The sequence below is a fragment of the Streptomyces sp. HNM0575 genome (assembly GCF_012726265.1).
In the GTDB taxonomy this organism is placed as follows: Bacteria; Actinomycetota; Actinomycetes; order Streptomycetales; family Streptomycetaceae; genus Streptomyces.
Genome location: NZ_JAASAG010000011.1, coordinates 249,690 through 267,379, shown reverse-complemented (window position 1 = coordinate 267,379; position 17,690 = coordinate 249,690). Strand labels below are relative to the sequence as shown.

Annotated in this window: 14 protein-coding genes and 1 pseudogene; 7 read left to right on the top strand and 8 right to left on the bottom strand. The window is 72.6% G+C overall.

What is annotated here, in order from left to right; all coding sequences use genetic code 11:
- Positions 1-51: 51 nt before the first annotated feature.
- Entirely contained in the window at positions 52-1,239 is a 1,188-nt protein-coding gene (locus tag HCC61_RS25065; RefSeq protein ID WP_277349091.1) for an acyl-CoA dehydrogenase, read from the top strand.
- Positions 1,240-1,285: 46 nt separating this feature from the next.
- On the opposite strand, the gene HCC61_RS25060 is transcribed toward HCC61_RS25065, so the two are convergent.
- The gene (locus HCC61_RS25060; RefSeq protein ID WP_169139078.1) at positions 1,286-2,428 is read right to left on the bottom strand and encodes an alpha/beta hydrolase; all 1,143 of its coding nucleotides are present in this window, start codon (positions 2,426-2,428) and stop codon (positions 1,286-1,288) included.
- A 155-nt stretch (positions 2,429-2,583) separates the two neighbouring features.
- Positions 2,584-4,089, bottom strand: coding sequence for a peptide MFS transporter (locus HCC61_RS25055; protein WP_169139076.1), 1,506 nt, complete (start codon positions 4,087-4,089; stop codon positions 2,584-2,586).
- Between the two features lie 537 nt (positions 4,090-4,626).
- Here HCC61_RS25055 and HCC61_RS25050 point away from each other — a divergent pair.
- Both HCC61_RS25050 and HCC61_RS25045 read left to right on the top strand, forming a co-directional pair.
- Positions 4,627-5,310: a response regulator transcription factor gene (locus tag HCC61_RS25050; RefSeq protein WP_169139074.1), complete on the top strand. Its 684-nt coding sequence runs from the start codon at positions 4,627-4,629 to the stop codon at positions 5,308-5,310.
- 25 nt (positions 5,311-5,335) lie between these two features.
- Positions 5,336-6,619, top strand: coding sequence for a HAMP domain-containing histidine kinase (locus tag HCC61_RS25045; protein ID WP_169139072.1), 1,284 nt, complete (start codon positions 5,336-5,338; stop codon positions 6,617-6,619).
- Here the strand turns inward: HCC61_RS25045 and HCC61_RS25040 are convergent.
- Positions 6,533-7,069 carry a GtrA family protein gene (locus tag HCC61_RS25040; RefSeq protein ID WP_169139070.1) on the bottom strand — a complete coding sequence of 179 codons (537 nt, stop codon included), beginning with the start codon at positions 7,067-7,069 and terminating at the stop codon, positions 6,533-6,535. The genes HCC61_RS25045 and HCC61_RS25040 overlap by 87 nt on opposite strands.
- A gap of 258 nt (positions 7,070-7,327) precedes the next feature.
- Between HCC61_RS25040 and HCC61_RS25035 the strand changes: the two genes are divergently transcribed.
- From HCC61_RS25035 to HCC61_RS25025, 3 genes are read left to right on the top strand one after another with little or no spacing between them, the layout of a single operon-like run.
- Positions 7,328-8,539, top strand: coding sequence for a 5-(carboxyamino)imidazole ribonucleotide synthase (locus HCC61_RS25035; protein ID WP_169139219.1), 1,212 nt, complete (start codon positions 7,328-7,330; stop codon positions 8,537-8,539).
- Complete coding sequence (purE, locus tag HCC61_RS25030; protein WP_169139068.1) at positions 8,536-9,072, top strand: 5-(carboxyamino)imidazole ribonucleotide mutase; 537 nt, start codon at positions 8,536-8,538, stop codon at positions 9,070-9,072. The genes HCC61_RS25035 and purE overlap by 4 nt, the downstream gene beginning before the upstream one ends.
- Positions 9,072-10,334: a dipeptidase gene (locus tag HCC61_RS25025; protein WP_169139066.1), complete on the top strand. Its 1,263-nt coding sequence runs from the start codon at positions 9,072-9,074 to the stop codon at positions 10,332-10,334. The genes purE and HCC61_RS25025 overlap by 1 nt, the downstream gene beginning before the upstream one ends.
- Before the next feature lie 123 nt (positions 10,335-10,457).
- Here HCC61_RS25025 and HCC61_RS30935 read toward each other — a convergent pair.
- Both HCC61_RS30935 and HCC61_RS25015 read right to left on the bottom strand, forming a co-directional pair.
- A pseudogene (locus HCC61_RS30935) lies at positions 10,458-10,865 on the bottom strand (ATP-binding protein); the annotation flags it as partial.
- Between the two features lie 566 nt (positions 10,866-11,431).
- Positions 11,432-11,812 carry an STAS domain-containing protein gene (locus tag HCC61_RS25015; protein WP_169139062.1) on the bottom strand — a complete coding sequence of 127 codons (381 nt, stop codon included), beginning with the start codon at positions 11,810-11,812 and terminating at the stop codon, positions 11,432-11,434.
- A 244-nt stretch (positions 11,813-12,056) separates the two neighbouring features.
- Here HCC61_RS25015 and HCC61_RS25010 point away from each other — a divergent pair, with 244 nt between their 5' ends.
- The gene (locus tag HCC61_RS25010; protein WP_169139061.1) at positions 12,057-13,058 is read left to right on the top strand and encodes an RNA polymerase sigma factor SigF; all 1,002 of its coding nucleotides are present in this window, start codon (positions 12,057-12,059) and stop codon (positions 13,056-13,058) included.
- A 142-nt stretch (positions 13,059-13,200) separates the two neighbouring features.
- Here the strand turns inward: HCC61_RS25010 and hutI are convergent, their stop codons facing one another.
- The 3 genes from hutI to HCC61_RS24995 form a co-directional block, all read right to left on the bottom strand.
- Positions 13,201-14,379: an imidazolonepropionase gene (hutI, locus tag HCC61_RS25005; protein ID WP_169139059.1), complete on the bottom strand. Its 1,179-nt coding sequence runs from the start codon at positions 14,377-14,379 to the stop codon at positions 13,201-13,203.
- A gap of 512 nt (positions 14,380-14,891) precedes the next feature.
- On the bottom strand, positions 14,892-16,262 hold the full coding sequence (locus tag HCC61_RS25000) for a formimidoylglutamate deiminase (RefSeq protein WP_346777372.1): 1,371 nt from the start codon (positions 16,260-16,262) through the stop codon (positions 14,892-14,894).
- A gap of 11 nt (positions 16,263-16,273) precedes the next feature.
- Positions 16,274-17,497: an allantoate amidohydrolase gene (locus HCC61_RS24995; protein ID WP_169139217.1), complete on the bottom strand. Its 1,224-nt coding sequence runs from the start codon at positions 17,495-17,497 to the stop codon at positions 16,274-16,276.
- Positions 17,498-17,690: the final 193 nt, after the last annotated feature.

The following is a 17,690-nucleotide window of genomic DNA, read 5'->3' as shown; positions in this document are numbered from 1 at the left end:
CACGGAGCCCTCGCCGTACCGCACAGCACAGCTGATGAGGAGTGAGAAACCTTGGCGCCATCGGGAAAAAGCGCAGCCGCTGACTTCGGTCTCTACCGGCCGTCCGAAGAGCACGACATGCTCAGGGACTCGGTGCGCGCCCTCTCCGAGGCGAAGATCGCGCCCTTCGCCACCGAAGTGGACGAGGAGGCCCGCTTCCCCCAGGAGGCCCGGGACGCGCTGGAGGCCAACGACCTGCACGCCGTGCACGTCCCGGAGGCCTACGGCGGCGCCGGTGCCGACGCGCTCGCGACCGTCATCGTCATCGAGGAGGTCGCCCGGGTGTGCGCCTCGTCGTCGCTGATCCCGGCGGTCAACAAGCTCGGGTCGCTGCCCGTGATCCTCTCCGGCTCCGAGGAGCTGAAGAAGCGGTATCTCTCGCCGCTCGCCGCGGGCGAGGCGATGTTCTCGTACTGCCTGAGCGAGCCGGACGCAGGATCTGACGCCGGCGGCATGAAGACCAAGGCCGTACGGGACGGCGACCACTACGTCCTCAACGGCGTGAAGCGCTGGATCACCAACGCCGGCGTCTCCGAGTACTACACGGTCATGGCGGTGACCGACCCCGACAAGCGCACCAAGGGCATCTCCGCCTTCGTCGTGGAGAAGGACGACGAGGGGGTCTCCTTCGGCGCCCCGGAGAAGAAGCTCGGCATCAAGGGCTCCCCGACCCGCGAGGTCTACCTCGACAACGTGCGCATCCCCGCCGACCGGCTGCTCGGCGAGGAGGGCACCGGCTTCGCCACCGCGATGAAGACCCTGGACCACACCCGCATCACGATCGCGGCCCAGGCGCTCGGCATCGCGCAGGGCGCCCTCGACTACGCCAAGGGATACGTCGCGGAGCGCAAGCAGTTCGGCAAGCCGATCGGCGACTTCCAGGGCGTGCAGTTCATGCTCGCCGACATGGCGATGAAGCTGGAGGCGGCACGTCAGCTGACGTACGCGGCCGCGGCCAAGTCCGAGCGCATCGCCCTGGGCGGCCCCGACGAGGACCTGACCTTCTTCGGCGCGGCTGCCAAGTGCTACGCCTCGGACGCGGCGATGGAGATCACGACGGACGCGGTCCAGCTGCTCGGCGGCTACGGATACACCCGGGACTACCCCGTCGAGCGGATGATGCGCGACGCCAAGATCACGCAGATCTACGAGGGCACGAACCAGGTGCAGCGGGTCGTGATGTCCCGCAACCTGCCGTAGGCCCGGCCGCCCGCGGCGCCGTCCGCGGGTCCCGTCCGCGGGCCGTTCAACGGTGGATGCGGCCGTACGGCGCCGGAGCGGGCGTCGTACGGGCCGCGATCCAGCTCAGCACCGTCCGCTCCACCCCCGGCGAGGTCAGCAGCCCGCCGCCGTGCTTGTCGCCCGGCACGGTCATGACGGTGACGTCGTCCGCGGCCATGCCGTGCCGCACCTCCGCGTCGCGCACCGCGCGGGAGTGCGCCACGGGTACGAAGTCGTGGCGGGAGTGGACGAGCAGCATCGGCGGATCGTCGGCGCCGGAGGCACGCCCGGCGGCCGACATGTCACGCCAGACCCGCAGGCACGCCTCGGGGCTCCGGGCTCGCTCGCGCTCCCGGGCCGGACCGCGCACAGGGCCCTCGGCATGCTTTCGCGCGGCGCCTGCGGCGGACGGATCGCAGCCCGCAAGCCGCTCCGCGTTCGCCCTCAGCACCGCAAGGCCCGCGCGGTCGCCGTCCGCCGCACGCGGGGTGCGCCAGGCGCGGTACGGATCGGCGACCGGGGAGAGCGCCACGACACCCGCGATGTGCCGCCGCCCCGCCCCGTACGTACCGGCGGCGGCCGCGACCTGCCCGCCCGCGGAGGAGCCCAGCAGCACGATCCGCTGCGGATCCAGGCCGAAGCGGTCGGCACGGTGCCTGATCCAGCGCAGGGCGCGCAGCACGTCGTCGCGCTGGGCCGGCCAGGGGGCATCGGTGTTGCGGCGGTAGTCGAGGCTGAAGACGGCGGGACCGGCGGCGGCGATCCGCCCGGCCCAGCGGTTCCAGCCGGCCGAGCGCTGCTGGTACCAGAAGCCGCCGTGCACGACGAGGAGACCGGTGCGGCGGGGTCCGGGACGTGCCGGGTTCGGATCGCTGTAGGCGACGAGGCGCTGGCGCGGCAGCGGTCCGTATGAGTACGCGTGCTGTTCCACGCCCGGTCCGCGGGCCGTGTGCCCGCGGGCACCGGCTCGGCCGCGGTGCCCCTGAGCGCCGGGCCCCTGAGCGCCGGACTCCTGCGCGCCGGACTCCTGAGTTCCCTGCTCCTGAACGCCGGGTCCCTGCTCCCCGTGCCTCGCGGCCCCCGCGCGCTCCGGGACGTCCCGTACCACCTGTGACGTGCACAGCAGCAGTGCCAGGCACGTGACCAGCAGGAAGGGGAGGCTGCGCACACAACCAGCGTCGGTGCCCCCGTGAGGGGCCGCAACAGCACTCCCCGTGTGCGCCCGTGGCGGGACGCCGGAGGTCATACGTACGGCGGCCCCGGCTCCGCGCGATGGGGAACCGGGGCCACGGTGCGGCTGCCGCTCGGGCCGCCGCCGTGGCGCTACTTCACGGCGCCCAGCAGCGGGTTGACCTTCCTGCGGGCGGCGAGGAACGCGAAGCCCGCGAGCGCCGCGATCACTCCCTGCACGGCGAAGCCCGTGGTGCTGCTCGCGGCGTCGCCGACCACCAGCTGGACGATCGCGAAGACGCAGTCGCCGGCGGTGACCGCCAGGAACCACACGCCCATCAGCTGGCTCGCGTACTTGGCGGGCGCGAGCTTCGTGGTCACCGAAAGCCCGACCGGGGAGAGGCACAGCTCCGCGACGGTCTGGAGCAGGTAGACGGTGATCAGCCACAGCGGGGTGACCTTGGAGCCGCCGTCGGCCGCGGCGATGGCCAGCATCATGACGCCGAAGGAGACGCCGATGCCGATCAGGCCGAGGGAGAACTTGGTCGTGGTGGCCGGGTTGCGGCTGCCGAGCTTGACCCAGAGGGCGGCCAGCACGGGAGCGATGACCATCACCCACAGCGGGTTGACCGACTGGAACCAGCTCGTCGGGAAGTCGATCCCGAACAGGTCGGTCGAGGTGCTCTTCTCGGCGAAGAGGCTCAGCGTCGAGCCGGACTGGTCGAAGATCATCCAGAAGATCGCCGCCGCGACGAAGAACCAGATGTAGCCGGTGAGCTTCTTCCGCTCGTCGTCCGTGACCTCGCTGTCGCGCCGCATCCGCACGAAGTAGTACGTGGGCAGCACGAGGCCGGCGATGCTCAGCGGCCACAGCACCCAGTCGATGGTGAAGAGGTCGCCGAGGACCACGGCCGCGTAGAAGACGGCCGCGACGACGGCGGCGATCACGGTGTTGCGGATCGCCTTGTTGCGGTCGGTGGTGTCCAGCGGCTGCGGTACGACGCTGGACTCGGGCGCGAGGTGCCGGGTGCCGATCAGGAACTGGACCAGGCCCAGGCCCATGCCGACGGCGGCCAGCCCGAAGCCCAGGTGCCAGCTGATCTTCTGCCCCGCCCAGCCGATGAGCAGCGGTGCGGCGAAGGCGCCCAGGTTGATGCCCATGTAGAAGACGGTGAATCCGCCGTCCCTGCGGGGGTCGTTGGGACCCGCGTAGAGGTGGCCGACCATCGTGGAGATGTTGGCCTTCAGCAGGCCGGATCCGACGCCGATGAAGACCAGGCCGAGGAAGAAGAGGGCGTCGACGCCCACCGCCAGCAGCGCGTGGCCGATCATGATCACGAACGCGGATATGGAGACCGTCTTGCGGGGGCCCCAGACGCGGTCGCCGAGCCAGCCGCCCGGCATCGCCATCAGGTAGACGGTCGCGTTGTAGACGGAGTAGAGCGCCACTGCGGTAGCCGAGGCCATGCCCATGCCGCCCTCGGACGCGGCGGCCGTCAGATAGAGGACGAGCAGGGCGCGCATCCCGTAGAAGCTGAAGCGCTCCCACATCTCGGTCATGAACAGGGTGGCGAGACCGCGGGGGTGACCGAAGAAGGTCTTGCCGTCGGCCGCGGGCGGATGCTGCGCCGCGTCCTCGGACGTTGCTGTGGAGGCCATGTGGGGGGTTCCTCGCTGTGTGAGAAGGGGGCCGGTGCCGTACGCGGGCGGGGTGCTGCCTTCGTACGGGAGCCCCGCGTGCTTCTCACACGGCAGGGCCCGGCGCTGGGGACATGTGGCTGTGGTGCCGCTTCCGCCGCACGGTCCCGAGGCCGGGAGGCAAGGGCGGGCCCTTTGCGGACGTACGTCCTGAGTCCGGCGGGCCGGGGCCGGCTCGTGCGTGTGCTCGCCCGCCGCCCTTGGCGGAAGTCCGCCGCCGGACCGGCCGGCCACGGGCGCAGGGGCCCGGCTGGCCGACGACACAGGATCACCGCCGCACTGGTCTCCGCCGGGGCGCCGCCCCCTGGGTGATCACGCCGGAAGCCAGCTCACCATACGTCAGGGGGGCGCCCGCAACGGAAGGGTTTGGGAGCAGGATCACAGGCACAAGGCGTAAATTCCCTGCCAATCCGAAGGTAACGAGTTCGCATCTCCGATGATCCGCGCTGGTTGGCAGGGACCGGCCTTGCCCTCGGCGACGAGGACTACCATCGGGCCATGACCCGAGTACTGCTCGCCGAGGATGACGCCGCGATCTCGGAACCCCTCGCCCGCGCGCTGCGCCGTGAGGGCTATGAGGTGGAGGTGCGCGAGGACGGCCCCGGAGCCCTCGACGCGGGCCTCAAGGACGGCATCGACCTGGTCGTCCTCGATCTCGGGCTGCCCGGGATGGACGGCCTGGAGGTCTGCCGCCGGATGCGCAACGAGGGCCACGCGTTCCCGGTGCTCGTCCTCACCGCACGCGCCGACGAGGTGGACACCGTCGTGGGTCTCGACGCGGGGGCCGACGACTACGTGACCAAGCCGTTCCGGCTCGCCGAGCTGCTGGCCCGCGTACGCGCGCTGCTGCGGCGCGGCACCGCCGCCGAGCCGCCTGCGCCGCCCGCCGCCACGCACGGTGTGCGCATCGACGTCGACTCGCACAGGGTGTGGATGGGCGAGGAGGAACTCCAGCTGACGGCCAAGGAGTTCGACCTGCTGCGCGTGCTGGTGCGGGACGCGGGCCGCGTCGTCACCCGCGACCAGCTGATGCGCGAGGTCTGGGACACCACCTGGTGGTCGTCCACGAAGACCCTGGACATGCACATCTCCTGGCTCCGCAAGAAGCTCGGCGACGACGCCGCCAATCCGCGCTACATCGCCACCGTGCGGGGCGTCGGATTCCGCTTCGAGAAGAGCTGAGGGCGTACGGCGTGGAGGGCTGCACGTGCGGCGCAGGCTGATTCTCTCGACGCTCGCCGTCGTGCTCGTCGTCGTCGCCGTGTTCGGGATCTCGCTCGTCCTCGTGGAGTCGCGTTCCATCGAGAACAGCGCCCGCGACAACGTGCGGTCCGAGGCCGTGCAGTTGGTCTCCGTCGTGGAGAGCCGCATCGTCGCCGGCGAGAAGGTCTCCCCGGCGACCATGGACAACGCCGTGCCGCACAACCGGCACGTCCGCATCGAGGTGCCGGGCAAGAAGGCCATCACGCTGGGCGAACGCCCCGAGGGCAAGGTCATCGAGGCGTCGCAGAGCGGGGCGCACGGCGAGCGGATCACCGTACGGCAGGGATACAGCTCGGTGCAGGACGAGCTGGGCCGCACGCTGCTGATCATCCTCGCCGTGGCGCTGCTCGCCGTCGCCGCCGCCGCCATCCTCGCCGTACGGCAGGCGCACCGCGTCGCCGCTCCGCTCACCGACCTCGCCGAGACCGCCGAGCGGCTCGGCTCCGGCGACCCGCGGCCGCGGCACCGGCGCTACGGCGTGCCCGAACTGGACCGCGTCGCCGACGTGCTGGACGGCAGCGCCGACCGCATCGGGCGGATGCTGACCGCCGAGCGCCGCCTCGCCGCGGACGCCTCGCACCAGCTGCGCACGCCGCTGACCGCCCTGTCGATGCGGCTGGAGGAGATCATCGCCACATCCGACACCGACGACCCGGAGGACCGCGCGACCGTCAAGGAGGAGGCGACGATCGCGCTGGCCCAGGTCGAGCGCCTCACGGACGTCGTGCAGCGGCTGCTGACCAACTCCCGGGATCCGCGCTCCGATTCGGCCGTCGGCTTCGACCTCGACGAGGTGATCAAGCAGCAGACGGAGGAGTGGAAGCCGGCGTACCGCAGCGCGGGGCGGGCGATCGTACGTTCCGGAAAGCCGGGTCTGAAGGCCGTGGGCACACCGGGCGCGGTCGCCGGCGTACTGGCCACGCTGATCGAGAACTCCCTGATGCACGGGGCGGGACGAGTCGCGCTGCGCACCCGCGTCACCGGGAACCAGGTCGTCGTGGAGGTGACGGACGAGGGCCCCGGCGTGGACCCGGAGCTGGGCTCGCGGGTCTTCGAACGGACCGTCAGCGGCCACAACTCCACCGGCCTCGGGCTCGCCGTGGCCCGCGATCTCGCGGAGGCGGACGGCGGACGGCTGGAGCTACTTCAGCACCGCCCGCCGGTTTTCGCGCTCTTCCTCAGCCGGGAGACCGTCCGCGGAGCGGGAGCCGGCGAGGACGCGGCCTGAACCGGAGACGAAGACCCACGTGCGGTAGGTCCAGAAGCGGAAGACCGTGCCGATGCCGAGGCCGATGACGTTCTTCGCGATGTTGTCGGCGAGCGGCGAGGTGTAGCCCATGCCGTAGTGGGAGACGGCGAGCACGGCGTTCTCGATGACGAGCGCGATGCCGCTGAAGAAGAAGAACCGCACCGTCTCGCGGTGCATGCGGCGCTTGTCGCTGTGCCGGTACGTCCAGTAGCGGTTGCCGAGGTAGTTGGTGCCGATCGCGAGGACCTGGGAGATCACGCCGGAGCGGATGGGCGCCAACTGGAGCGTGTGGATGCACAGGTTGAAGACGGCCACGTTGATCAGGAAGCCGACCGCCCCGACGGCGCCGAACTTCGCGACCTCGCGGAAGAGGCGTTCGAGCCTGGTGCGCAGGCCTCTCAGCGTGCGCGCTGCGCTCCAGTCACCCATAGTGCGGCTTCCCCGTTCCGGTCGTCGTCGTCCGTCCCCCGCGCCACATGCTAACCAGCGCCGCTCCGCTCCCGCAGTGCGGCCGAGCCGGGCCCGTGGCGGGCGGGCCACCGGCGGCGCGTCGGCGCGGACACCGCCCGTGCGAGCCGTGCGGCGGTCCGTGCCGCGCGCCGTGGGTCTCTGCTGCCGGTCACCCACCACGCACGGGGGTAGACGCCGTACGGATACGCTGAGGTTGTGACGTTCCCCGTAGTCGGCATGGTCGGTGGCGGCCAGCTAGCCCGTATGTCCCATGAAGCGGGCATTCCGCTCGGCGTCGGATTCAGGCTCCTCTCGGACACCCCGCAGGACTCCGCAGCGCTGGTCGTCCGTGACGTCGTGGTCGGCGACTACCGCGACCTCGGCACGCTGCGCGACTTCGCGCGGGGCTGCGACGTGGTCACCTTCGACCACGAGCACGTGCCCACGGAGCATCTGCGCGCGCTCGAGGCGGACGGCGTGGCCGTACGGCCCGGATCCGGCGCCCTGGTGCACGCCCAGGACAAGGGCGTCATGCGGGAGCGGCTCGACGCCTTGGGCGTGCCCTGCCCGCGGCACCGCATCGTGGCGGACCCGGCGGACGTCGCGGCCTTCGCGCGGGAGGTCTCCAGTGGGGACGACGACGACGGCGGCGGGGACGGGTACGGAGACCGGGAACGGGAGGCGGCCGCGGGTGCGGACGCCGGCCCGGGCGCCGCCTTCCCCGTGCCCGTCGTGCTGAAGACCGTGCGCGGGGGCTACGACGGCAAGGGCGTCTGGGTCGTGCGCGACCGCGACGAGGCGGCCGTGCCCTTCAAGGCGGGAGTGCCCGTACTCGCCGAGGAGAAGGTCGACTTCGTGCGCGAGCTGGCGGCCTGCGTGGTGCGCTCGCCGCACGGTCAGGCCGTGGCCTACCCCGTCGTCGAGTCGATCCAGGTCGGCGGCGTCTGCGACACGGTGATCGCGCCCGCGCCCGGACTCCCCGGCGACGAGGCCGTACAGGCGCAGGAGTTGGCGCTGCGGATCGCGCAGGAGCTCGGCGTCGTAGGTCACATGGCCGTCGAGCTCTTCGAGACGCGCGACGGACGCGTCCTGGTCAACGAGCTGGCGATGCGCCCGCACAACTCCGGTCACTGGACCCAGGACGGCGCCGTCACCTCGCAGTTCGCCAACCATCTGCGCGCCGTGCTCGACCTGCCGCTCGGTGATCCGCGCCCGCGCGCCCGCTGGACGGTGATGGCGAACGTGCTGGGCGGCGACTATCCGGACATGTACTCGGCGTACCGCCACTGCATGGCCCGCGACCCGCAGTTGAAGATCCACATGTACGGCAAGGACGTGAAGCCCGGCCGCAAGGTCGGCCACGTCAACACCTACGGCGACGACCTGGCCGATGTACGCGAACGCGCCGCGCACGCCGCCGGATACCTGCGAGGAACGATCACCGAATGACGAATGGAACCCCGCTCGTCGGCCTCGTCATGGGCTCCGACTCCGACTGGCCGGTCATGGAGGAAGCAGCCAAGGCGCTCGACGAGTTCGAGGTGGCATACGAGGCGGACGTCGTCTCGGCGCACCGCATGCCGCGCGAGATGGTCGCGTACGGCGAGGAGGCGGTGGAACGCGGACTGCGCGTCGTCATCGCGGGCGCGGGCGGCGCGGCCCATCTGCCGGGCATGCTCGCGTCGGTGACTCCGCTGCCGGTCATCGGCGTACCGGTGCCGCTGAAGTACCTCGACGGCATGGACTCGCTGCTGTCCATCGTGCAGATGCCCGCGGGCGTGCCCGTCGCGACGGTCTCCGTCGGCGGTGCGCGCAACGCGGGGCTGCTGGCCGTGCGGATGCTCGCGGCGCAGGATCCCGAACTGCGGGAGCGCATGCGGAAGTTCCAGGAGCAGCTGAACGAGGAGGCCACCGAGAAGGGCCGCCGGCTGCGCAGCAAGGTCGAGGCGGGCAGGACCGGCTTCGGCTTCGGGGGCGGCTGATGACGGCGGCCGGGACCGGGGAGTCCGGGGCCGGGGACTCCGGGACCGGGGAGTCCGGGGCGGAGGCGTCCGGCGCGCAGGAGCGGCTGGCCCGCGCGCGTGAACTGCTCGCCGAACACCCCGTGCTGGACGGGCACAACGATCTGCCGTGGGCGCTGCGCATGCAGGTCTCCTACGACATCGCGCGCCGCGACGTCTCCCGCGACCAGTCGGCCCATCTGCACACCGACATCCCGCGGCTGCGGGCGGGCGGCGTCGGCGGCCAGTTCTGGTCGGTGTACGTGAGCTGCGAGCTGGCCGGGGACGCGGCGGTCAGCGCGTGCCTCGAACAGATCGACGTCGTACGGCAGTTGGCGGCGGCACACCCGGCGGACCTGCGGCTCGCGCTCACCGCCGCCGACGTGGAGGACGCTCGCTCCGAGGGCCGCGTCGCCTCGCTGATGGGCGCCGAGGGCGGCCACTCCATCGCCAACTCCCTCGCCACGCTGCGCGCCCTGCACGAGCTGGGCGTGCGCTACATGACGCTCACCCACAACGACAACACCGACTGGGCGGACTCGGCGACCGACGAGCCGCGCCACGGCGGCCTCACCCGCTTCGGCGAGGAGGTCGTACGGGAGATGAACCGGGCCGGGATGCTCGTCGACCTGTCCCACGTCGCGCCCTCCACGATGCGGGACGCGCTGCGCGCGAGCGAGGCGCCCGTGATCTTCTCGCACTCCTCGGCGCGAGCGGTGTGCGACCACCCGCGCAACGTCCCCGACGACGTGCTGGAGTCGCTGCCGCGCAACGGCGGCGTGGCGATGGCGACCTTCGTACCGAAGTTCGTGCTGCCGGAGGCGGTCGCGTGGACGAAGGGCGCGGATGACAACATGCGGGCGCACGGCCTGCATCCGCTGGACACGAGCGAAGAGGCGATGCGCCTGCACCGCGCGTACGAGGCGGAGCATCCCCGTCCGGTCGCCGACGCCGGCACCGTCGCGGACCATCTGGACCACATGCGCGAGGTCGCGGGCATCGACCATCTCGGCATCGGCGGCGACTACGACGGGACGGCGTTCGTACCGGCACAGCTGGAGGACGTCTCCGGCTATCCGAACCTCGTCGCCGAACTGCTGCGCCGCCGCTGGTCGGAGGAGGATCTCGCGAAGCTGACGTGGCGGAACGCGGTGCGGGTGCTGGGCGACGCGGAAGCGGTCTCGCGTGAACTGCGGGCCCGGCGGGGGCCGTCGGTGGCGACGATCGGCGCGCTGGACGGCTGACGGCGGGGCGCGGGGAGCGGCGGGGTCGGAGGCCCGGACACGAGGGCGCGAGGCGCCCGGCTCGGGCTCGCTCAGCCCGGCCCGAGGTCTCAGGTCGCCCAAGTCTAGGCCGGTCCTCATCTCTCAGCCCGGCGCGGCCAGTTCGGCCCAGACCGTCTTGCCCATGCCCTCCGGATTGCGTACGACGCCCCAGTCCAGGCAGAGCCGCTGCACGATGAACATGCCGTGCCCGCCCGGGCGTCCGGCACGGTGCGGCGTACGCGGCGACGGGGAGCCGCTGCCCTGGTCCACGATCTCCAGCCGCAGCACCTCGGAGCCGCTGCCCACGCGCAACTCCTCCGGCCCGTCCGCGTGCAGGCACGCGTTCGTCACCAACTCCGAGACGACCAGCAGGACATCCTCGGCGGCGGCGCGCTGGTCGCCCGTCGCGGCCGGCAGCCATCCCCAGTCCTGGAGCGCCTGGCGTACGAAGTCACGGGCACGGGGAACGGCACCGGCGACGCCGACCAGGCGCAGCCTGCGCACCTGGCGCATCGGACGACCCTTCCCGGTCTCTTCCTGTACGGCCTGGCCGGAGTCGCCCGGCTGATCGGCCTGAGCCGCCTTGCCGGGCGCATCGGACGACTGCTCCGGGCCGCCGGCGGCGGCAGCGGCCGCCGAGGCAGCCGCCGGCGCGGACGATGCCGCGGACGACGAGGTCGACGAGGAGGCGGACGATGAGGAGGTGGACGGGGAAGCGGACGTGGACGGTGACGCGGACGATGACACGCCGGACCCACCGGTCATGGCCCCGCCCCCGGCGCTCCCGGCCCCGGACGCGGCCGCCGTCGCGGTGCCCTCGGGCTCCGGACCGCAGTCGCCCGCCGGAGACGGCCGGGTGGTGCTCATCAGCGGTTCACCTCACCGATCACCGATAGTGCCTCTCGTCGCCCGGCGCCGCGGCGGCGGGCGATTCGCGAGTGTTCTGACTCCCCATGTGGCTGGCTCAGAGAATCTCCTGCCCTACGGGCCCGTGAGAACACCCACTGATGCGGACCTCCTGATGTGACGCGTGTAACTCGCGTGTTGCGCCATGTACACATCCGGCGTGATACGCATCACGCCTCCGCCACATTGGCGAGGGCCGCGTCCAGGTCGTCGTGGAGGGTGAACACCGCACCCGCGCCCGTGATCTCGAAGACCCGGGCGACCACGGGCCGCATCCCGGCGAGGTGTACGCCGCCGCCGGCGGCCTCGGCCTTGAGCCGGGCGCCGAGCAGGACATTGAGGCCGGTGGAGTCGCAGAACTCCAGCCCCGCGCAGTCCACCACCAGCCTGCTGCCGCCGTCCGCGAGCGCCCGCTCCAGCGCATCGCTGAACAGGTCCGCGGTGTGGTGGTCGAGTTCACCCTCGGGCGTCACGACGGCACTGCCCGCCTGGTGCCGTACGTCGACCGTCAGCCGACCCCGGCTCGTGCTGCCGGGCATCCCGCGGTCCATGCACACCCCTCTTGATCGCAAAAGCGCCGTCTCTTCTGCCCCCGTGAACCGACTCGAACCCTACGCCCTCACCGGCAGTACCGGTAGACGAACAACCCACACATTGGGGCAAATTCGGACATTTAGCACTTGCCATGCCCGTACGCGAGCGGGTAGGCGTATAGGAATACAGAAACACGTCGGCTTTGGAGGCGCCGCACCTTCGTAGTGCACGTCACGGCTTCGGCAGCCAGATGCCGAGATGATGGAGGACACCACCATGTCACCCAGGCTCGACCAGGGGATACCGGACGCCCCCACCGACCCGGTCGTTCCGGAACAGCTCGGCACGGGCCGGCTCGTACCGGAGCAGCTCGGCGCGGAGCAGCTAGGCACCGAGCAGCTCGGCCTGGGCCAGGTGCCGGAACCCACGAGCCAGGAAGCGGTCGAGGAGATCTTCGACCAGCTCCAGCTCCCGGAGATCCCGCCCTACGACGAGGTGGGCCCGGTCGATGCGCGAGCGATGTCGAAGACCCTCTTCAAGCGTCTGGAGAAGCTGGACGAGGGCACTCACGAGTTCGCCTACGTACGCAACACGCTCGTCGAACTCAACCTGGCCCTGGTCAAGTTCGCGGCCTCCAGGTTCCGTTCGCGCAGCGAGCCGATGGAGGACATCGTCCAGGTCGGCACGATCGGCCTGATCAAGGCGATCGACCGCTTCGAGCCTGAACGCGGTGTCGAGTTCCCGACGTTCGCGATGCCGACGATCGTCGGCGAGATCAAGCGCTTCTTCCGTGACACGTCCTGGTCGGTACGCGTGCCGCGGCGGCTCCAGGAGCTGCGCCTCGACCTGGCGAAGGCCGGCGACGAACTCGCCCAGAACCTCGACCGCGCGCCGACGATGGAGGAGCTGGCCGAGCGCCTCGACATCTCCGTCGAGGAGGTCGTCGAGGGCATGGCCGCGAGCAACGCCTACACCGCCAGCTCGCTCGACGCGCAGCCCGAGGAGGACGACACCGAGGGCGCCCTCGCGGACCGCATCGGCTACGAGGACAACGGCCTCGAGGGCATCGAGTACGTCGAGTCCCTCAAGCCGCTGATCGCCGAACTCCCGGCGCGCGACCGCACGATCCTCTCGCTGCGCTTCGTCGCCAACATGACCCAGAGCGAGATCGGCGAAGAGCTCGGCATCTCCCAGATGCACGTCTCACGCCTCCTGTCGCGCACGCTGAACAGACTGCGCAAGGGCCTGATGGTCGAAGAGTGACCCGCCTCGCGCGGCACGGCACCCCGAACACGACCCGCGAGCGGGCCGCCCCGGAAGACACCGGGACGGCCCGCTTCGTCGTCGTACGGACGTTGCGACGCGAGGGCCGGGGGGCCAGGGGCCGGAGGGCCGTTTTCGGGGTTCAGGGCGTGACCAGGGTGCCGTGGTGCCAGACGTGGGTGGTGAGGGGGACGCCCGGGCGGTAGGCGAGGTGGACGTGGGACGGGGCGTCCAGCAGGGTCAGGTCCGCGAGAGCGCCCGGGCTGAGGCGGCCGACGTCGGTGCGGCGCAGGGCGCGGGCGCCGCCCGCCGTGGCGGACCAGACGGCCTCGTCCGGGGTCATCCCCATCTCGCGTACGGCGATCGCGACGCAGAAGGCCATCGACGACGTGAACGACGAACCCGGATTGCAGTCCGTGGAGAGCGCGACCGTGGCGCCCGCGTCCAGCAGCCGGCGTGCGTCCGGGTAGACGGCCCTCGTCGAGAACTCGCACCCGGGCAGCAGCGTGGCGACGGTGCCGTCCGCGTTGGCGAGGGCGTCCACGTCGGCGTCGTCGAGGTGTGTGCAGTGGTCGGCGGAGGCGGCGCCGAGTTCGACGGCGAGCTGGACGCCCGGGCCCTGCGAGAGCTGGTTGGCGTGGATGCGGGGCGTGAGTCCCTTCGCCAGGCCCGCGGTGAGGACGGCGCGGGCCTGGTCGCCGTCGAAGGCGCCCTTCTCGCAGAAGACGTCGATCCAGCGGGCGTGCGGGGCACAGGCGTCGAGCATGGGCCCGGTGACGAGCTCCACATAGGCGGCCGGGTCGTCGGCGTACTCGGGGGCGACGATGTGGGCGCCCATGTACGTGACTTCGTCGGTGTGCGCGGCGGCCACGCGCAGCGCGCGCGACTCCTGTTCGGGGGTGAGCCCGTAACCCGACTTGGTCTCCATCGTCGTGGTGCCCTGGCGGCGGGCCTCGTCGAGGAAGCGGGCCAGGTTGCGTGCGAGTTCGCCGTCCGTCGCCTCACGGGTCGCGGCGACGGTCGTACGGATGCCGCCCGCGGTGTAAGGGCGGCCGGACATACGGGCGTTGAACTCGGCGGTGCGGTCACCGCCGAAGAGCAGATGCGAGTGGGAGTCGACGTAGCCGGGGAGCGCGGCGCGTCCGGCCGCGTCGTGCGCGGAGTCGGCGGCGGGGGCGTCGGCGGCGGCACCCACCCAGGCCACGCGTTCGCCGTCGAGGACGACGGCGGCGTTCTCGACGATGCCGAGGGGTCCGCCGTCGCCGAGGGCGGGGTCGTTGGTCACCAGGGTGCGGATGTTCGTGACGACGGTGCTGGTCATGTCGGGTTTCCTCGCGTGGTCGCTGGCGCTGGCGCTGTGCGTTCCTGATACGTGGGGGCCCTCACGGGCCCCGGCTCCGTCGGGGTACGGCTGTCCCGGAGGGCTATCCCGGGCTCCGGCTCCCCCGGACTCGGCCCAATCGGGCGCCCCGGCTCCCCCCGGGCTCCGGATTCCCCGGACTCGGCTCTCCCGGACTCGGCCGCCTCGGGCGCTCCGGCTCCCCCGGACTCGGCCGCCTCGGGCGCTCCGGCTCCCCCCGGGCTCCGGCTCTCCGGGTACGGCCGGGCCCGGGGTGCCAGCCCAACTCCGGGACGCCAGCCCGACTTCGGGGTGACCGTCCGACTTCGGGACGCCGGTCCGACTCCGGGGGGCGTCCGACTTCGGGACGCCGGTCCGGCTCCGGGGTGCCAGCCCAACTCCGGGACGCCGGTCCGACTCCGGGGTGCCGGTCCGACTCCGGGGAGCAAGCCCAACTCCGGGGTGCCGGTCGGGCCCCGGAGGCCGGGCGGGGGTCAGTGGAGGGCACCGATCGCCTCGGCCAGGGCCGCGGGGACGTCGGGGACGTACGCGTGGCGGCCGTCGCGGACCACGTGCCGGCCGGCGACGACCGTGTGGCGGACGTCGGCCGCCGTCGCCGCGAAGACCACGGCCTCGGCGGCCATGCGCGGGGCGGGCCCCACCGTCCGTACCGAGTCGGTCGCCACCGTCGTGAAGTCGGCGAGCATGCCCGCCTCCAGGCGCCCCGCCTCCGGCCAGCCCAGCGCGGCGTGCCCCTGCTCCGTGGCCGTGCGCAGCAGCTGCGCGGCCGTCCAGTGGCCGCGTGCGCGGGTGCGCAGCCGCTCGTCGAGTTCGAGGGCCCGCGCCTCCTCCAGCAGGTCGACGACGGCGTGGCTGTCGCTGCCCAACGAGAGCGTGGCGCCCGCGCGTTCGAGGCGGGGCGCGGGCCCGATGCCGTCGGCGAGGTCGCGTTCGGTGGTGGGGCACATGCACACGCCGACGGAGGCGTCACCGAGCAGCTTGACGTCCTCACCGGTGAGGTGTGTGGCGTGCACGGCGGTCGTGCGGCGGCCGAGCACCCCGTGGTCGGCGAGCAGCCGCGTCGGGGTACAGCCGTGGGCCTCCTGGCAGGCGTCGTTCTCGGCGGTCTGCTCGGAGAGATGGACGTGCAGCGGCGCGGAGCGCTCCTCCGCCCACTCGGCCACCGGGCCCAACTCCCTTGCGGGGACGGCCCGTACGGAGTGGATCGCGGCGCCCGTACGCGCGTGACCGCCCTCCTGGGCGCGCAGCGACGCCGCCCGCTCGGCCCACGCCGCGGCCGTGCCGTCGGAGAAGCGCAGCTGATGGCGGCCGGGCGGCGCGCCCCTGCCGTCGCGTCCGAACCCGGAGGCGAGGTAGGCCGTGTCGAGGAGGGTGATGCGGATCCCCGCGTCGGCCGCGGCGGCGATGAGGGCGCGGCCCATGGCGTTGGGGTCGTCGTAGCGCTCGCCGCCGGGCGCGTGGTGCACGTAGTGGAACTCGCCGACGCAGGTGATGCCCGCCAGCGCCATCTCGGCGTACACGGCGCGGCCCAGCGCGTATGCGGAGTCGGGGTCGAGGGCGCCGGCGGCCTGGTACATCATCTCGCGCCACGTCCAGAACGTGCCCGAGCCGATCTGCACCGTGCCGCGCAGCGCCCGGTGGAAGGCGTGCGAGTGGGCGTTGGCGAGGCCGGGCAGCGTGAGGCCGCGCAGCGGTTCGGCGCCCGGGGGCGGGGCGCCGGCTCCCGTGCGTACGGCGGTGATGCGGCCGTCGCCGCCGGTCTCCAGGACGACGTCCGGCTCGACGGTGCCGTTGAGCCAGGCGTGGCTGCACCAGTACGTACGGGAAGGGGCGTCGGATGTCACGGACGGGGAGGTCATCGGCAGGCCAGCCCTTCCAGCACGTCGGCGAGTGCTCTCACTCCGGCCACGCAGTCGTCCTCACCGGCGTGTTCGGCGGGCGAGTGCGAGACGCCGGTGGGGTTGCGCACGTACAGCATCGCCGTCGGTACGGAGGCGGAAAGGATGCCCGCGTCGTGGCCCGCGCCGGTGGGCAGCAGCGGCGCCCCGCCCAGCTCCCGGGCGATCCGGTCGCGCAGGCCGTGGGCGAACTCCACGACGGGCGTGCGGGATTCACGGGTGACGCGTACCTCGACGCCGTCGCCGCGGGCGCGCAGCGTGGCCGCGTCCTCGACGGCGGAGACGACGGCGGCGAGGGTCTCCTCGTCGGGGGCGCGGGAGTCGAGCCAGCCGCGCACGAGGGACGGGATGGCGTTGACGCCGTTCGGCTCGGCGGCGACCTTGCCGAACGTGGCGAGCCCGCCGATGCGTTCGGCCTCCTCGCGGGCGGCGAGCACGGTCGCGGCGTACGTGAGCATCGGGTCGCGGCGGTCCTCCAGGCGCGTGGTGCCCGCGTGGTTGGCCTCGCCGTGGAAGTCGAAGCGCCAGCGGCCGTGGGGCCAGATCGCCGAGGCCACGCCGACGGGGAAGCCTCCCGGCGAGCCCGGCGCCTCCGGGCCCGCGAGCGCGCGCCCCTGCTCGATGTGGAGCTCGACGAACGCGCCGACGCGCGCGAGCCGTTCGGGATCGGGACCGATCGAGTCGGGGTCCTGCCCGGCGCGCTCCATGGCCTGCGGGAGGCTGATCCCGTCGGCGTCGCGCAGCTGGTGCGCCTGCTCCCTGCTCAACCCCCCGGCGCTGAGCCGGGATCCGACGCAGGCGAGCCCGAAGCGTGCGCCCTCCTCGTCGGTGAAGTTGACGATGCCCAGCGGGACGGTGAACCGCGCGCCCCGCGCCCGCAGTTCGTCGAGCGCGGCGAACGCGGAGACGACGCCGAGCGGGCCGTCGAAGGCGCCGCCGTCGGGTACGGAGTCCAGATGGGAGCCGGTGACGACGGCCTTCCCCGGGGCGATCTCCGCCGACGTGCGTGCGCCGAGCCAGGCCCACTGGTTGCCGTTGCGGTCCGACTCGTAGGCCAGACCGCGGGATTGGGCCTGTGCGCGGAACCAGGCGCGGCAGTCGGAGTCCGCGCCGGTCCAGGCGTAGCGGCGGTAGCCGCCGCTCTCGCGATGGCGGCCGAGGGGGGCGAGCTCGCGCCACATCTCGTGGAACGAGGCGTGCGCGGGCTGGGCCTGGCGGCCCCCGCCGAGGCCGGGCACGGCCGCGCGGTCCGCGCGATGCGCGTCCACGCCGCGCGCGCCGCCCGAGAGGTCACCGCCCGAGCCCCGGCCGGGCACGCCCCCGCGGTCCGCGCCATGCACGTCCGCGCCGCCCGAGACGCCCGAGACGTCACCG

Bases quoted from the DNA above. Each gene is read 5' to 3' on its own strand.
- HCC61_RS25055 (WP_169139076.1), bottom strand. From the start codon at position 4,089: ATGGCCTCCACAGCAACGTCCGAGGACGCGGCGCAGCATCCGCCCGCG.
- HCC61_RS25050 (WP_169139074.1), top strand. From the start codon at position 4,627: ATGACCCGAGTACTGCTCGCCGAGGATGACGCCGCGATCTCGGAACCC.
- HCC61_RS25040 (WP_169139070.1), bottom strand. From the start codon at position 7,069: ATGGGTGACTGGAGCGCAGCGCGCACGCTGAGAGGCCTGCGCACCAGG.
- HCC61_RS25035 (WP_169139219.1), top strand. From the start codon at position 7,328: ATGGTCGGTGGCGGCCAGCTAGCCCGTATGTCCCATGAAGCGGGCATT.
- purE (WP_169139068.1), top strand. From the start codon at position 8,536: ATGACGAATGGAACCCCGCTCGTCGGCCTCGTCATGGGCTCCGACTCC.
- HCC61_RS25025 (WP_169139066.1), top strand. From the start codon at position 9,072: ATGACGGCGGCCGGGACCGGGGAGTCCGGGGCCGGGGACTCCGGGACC.
- HCC61_RS25015 (WP_169139062.1), bottom strand. From the start codon at position 11,812: ATGGACCGCGGGATGCCCGGCAGCACGAGCCGGGGTCGGCTGACGGTC.
- HCC61_RS25010 (WP_169139061.1), top strand. From the start codon at position 12,057: ATGGAGGACACCACCATGTCACCCAGGCTCGACCAGGGGATACCGGAC.
- hutI (WP_169139059.1), bottom strand. From the start codon at position 14,379: ATGACCAGCACCGTCGTCACGAACATCCGCACCCTGGTGACCAACGAC.
- HCC61_RS24995 (WP_169139217.1), bottom strand. From the start codon at position 17,497: ATGTGGCGCGAGCTCGCCCCCCTCGGCCGCCATCGCGAGAGCGGCGGC.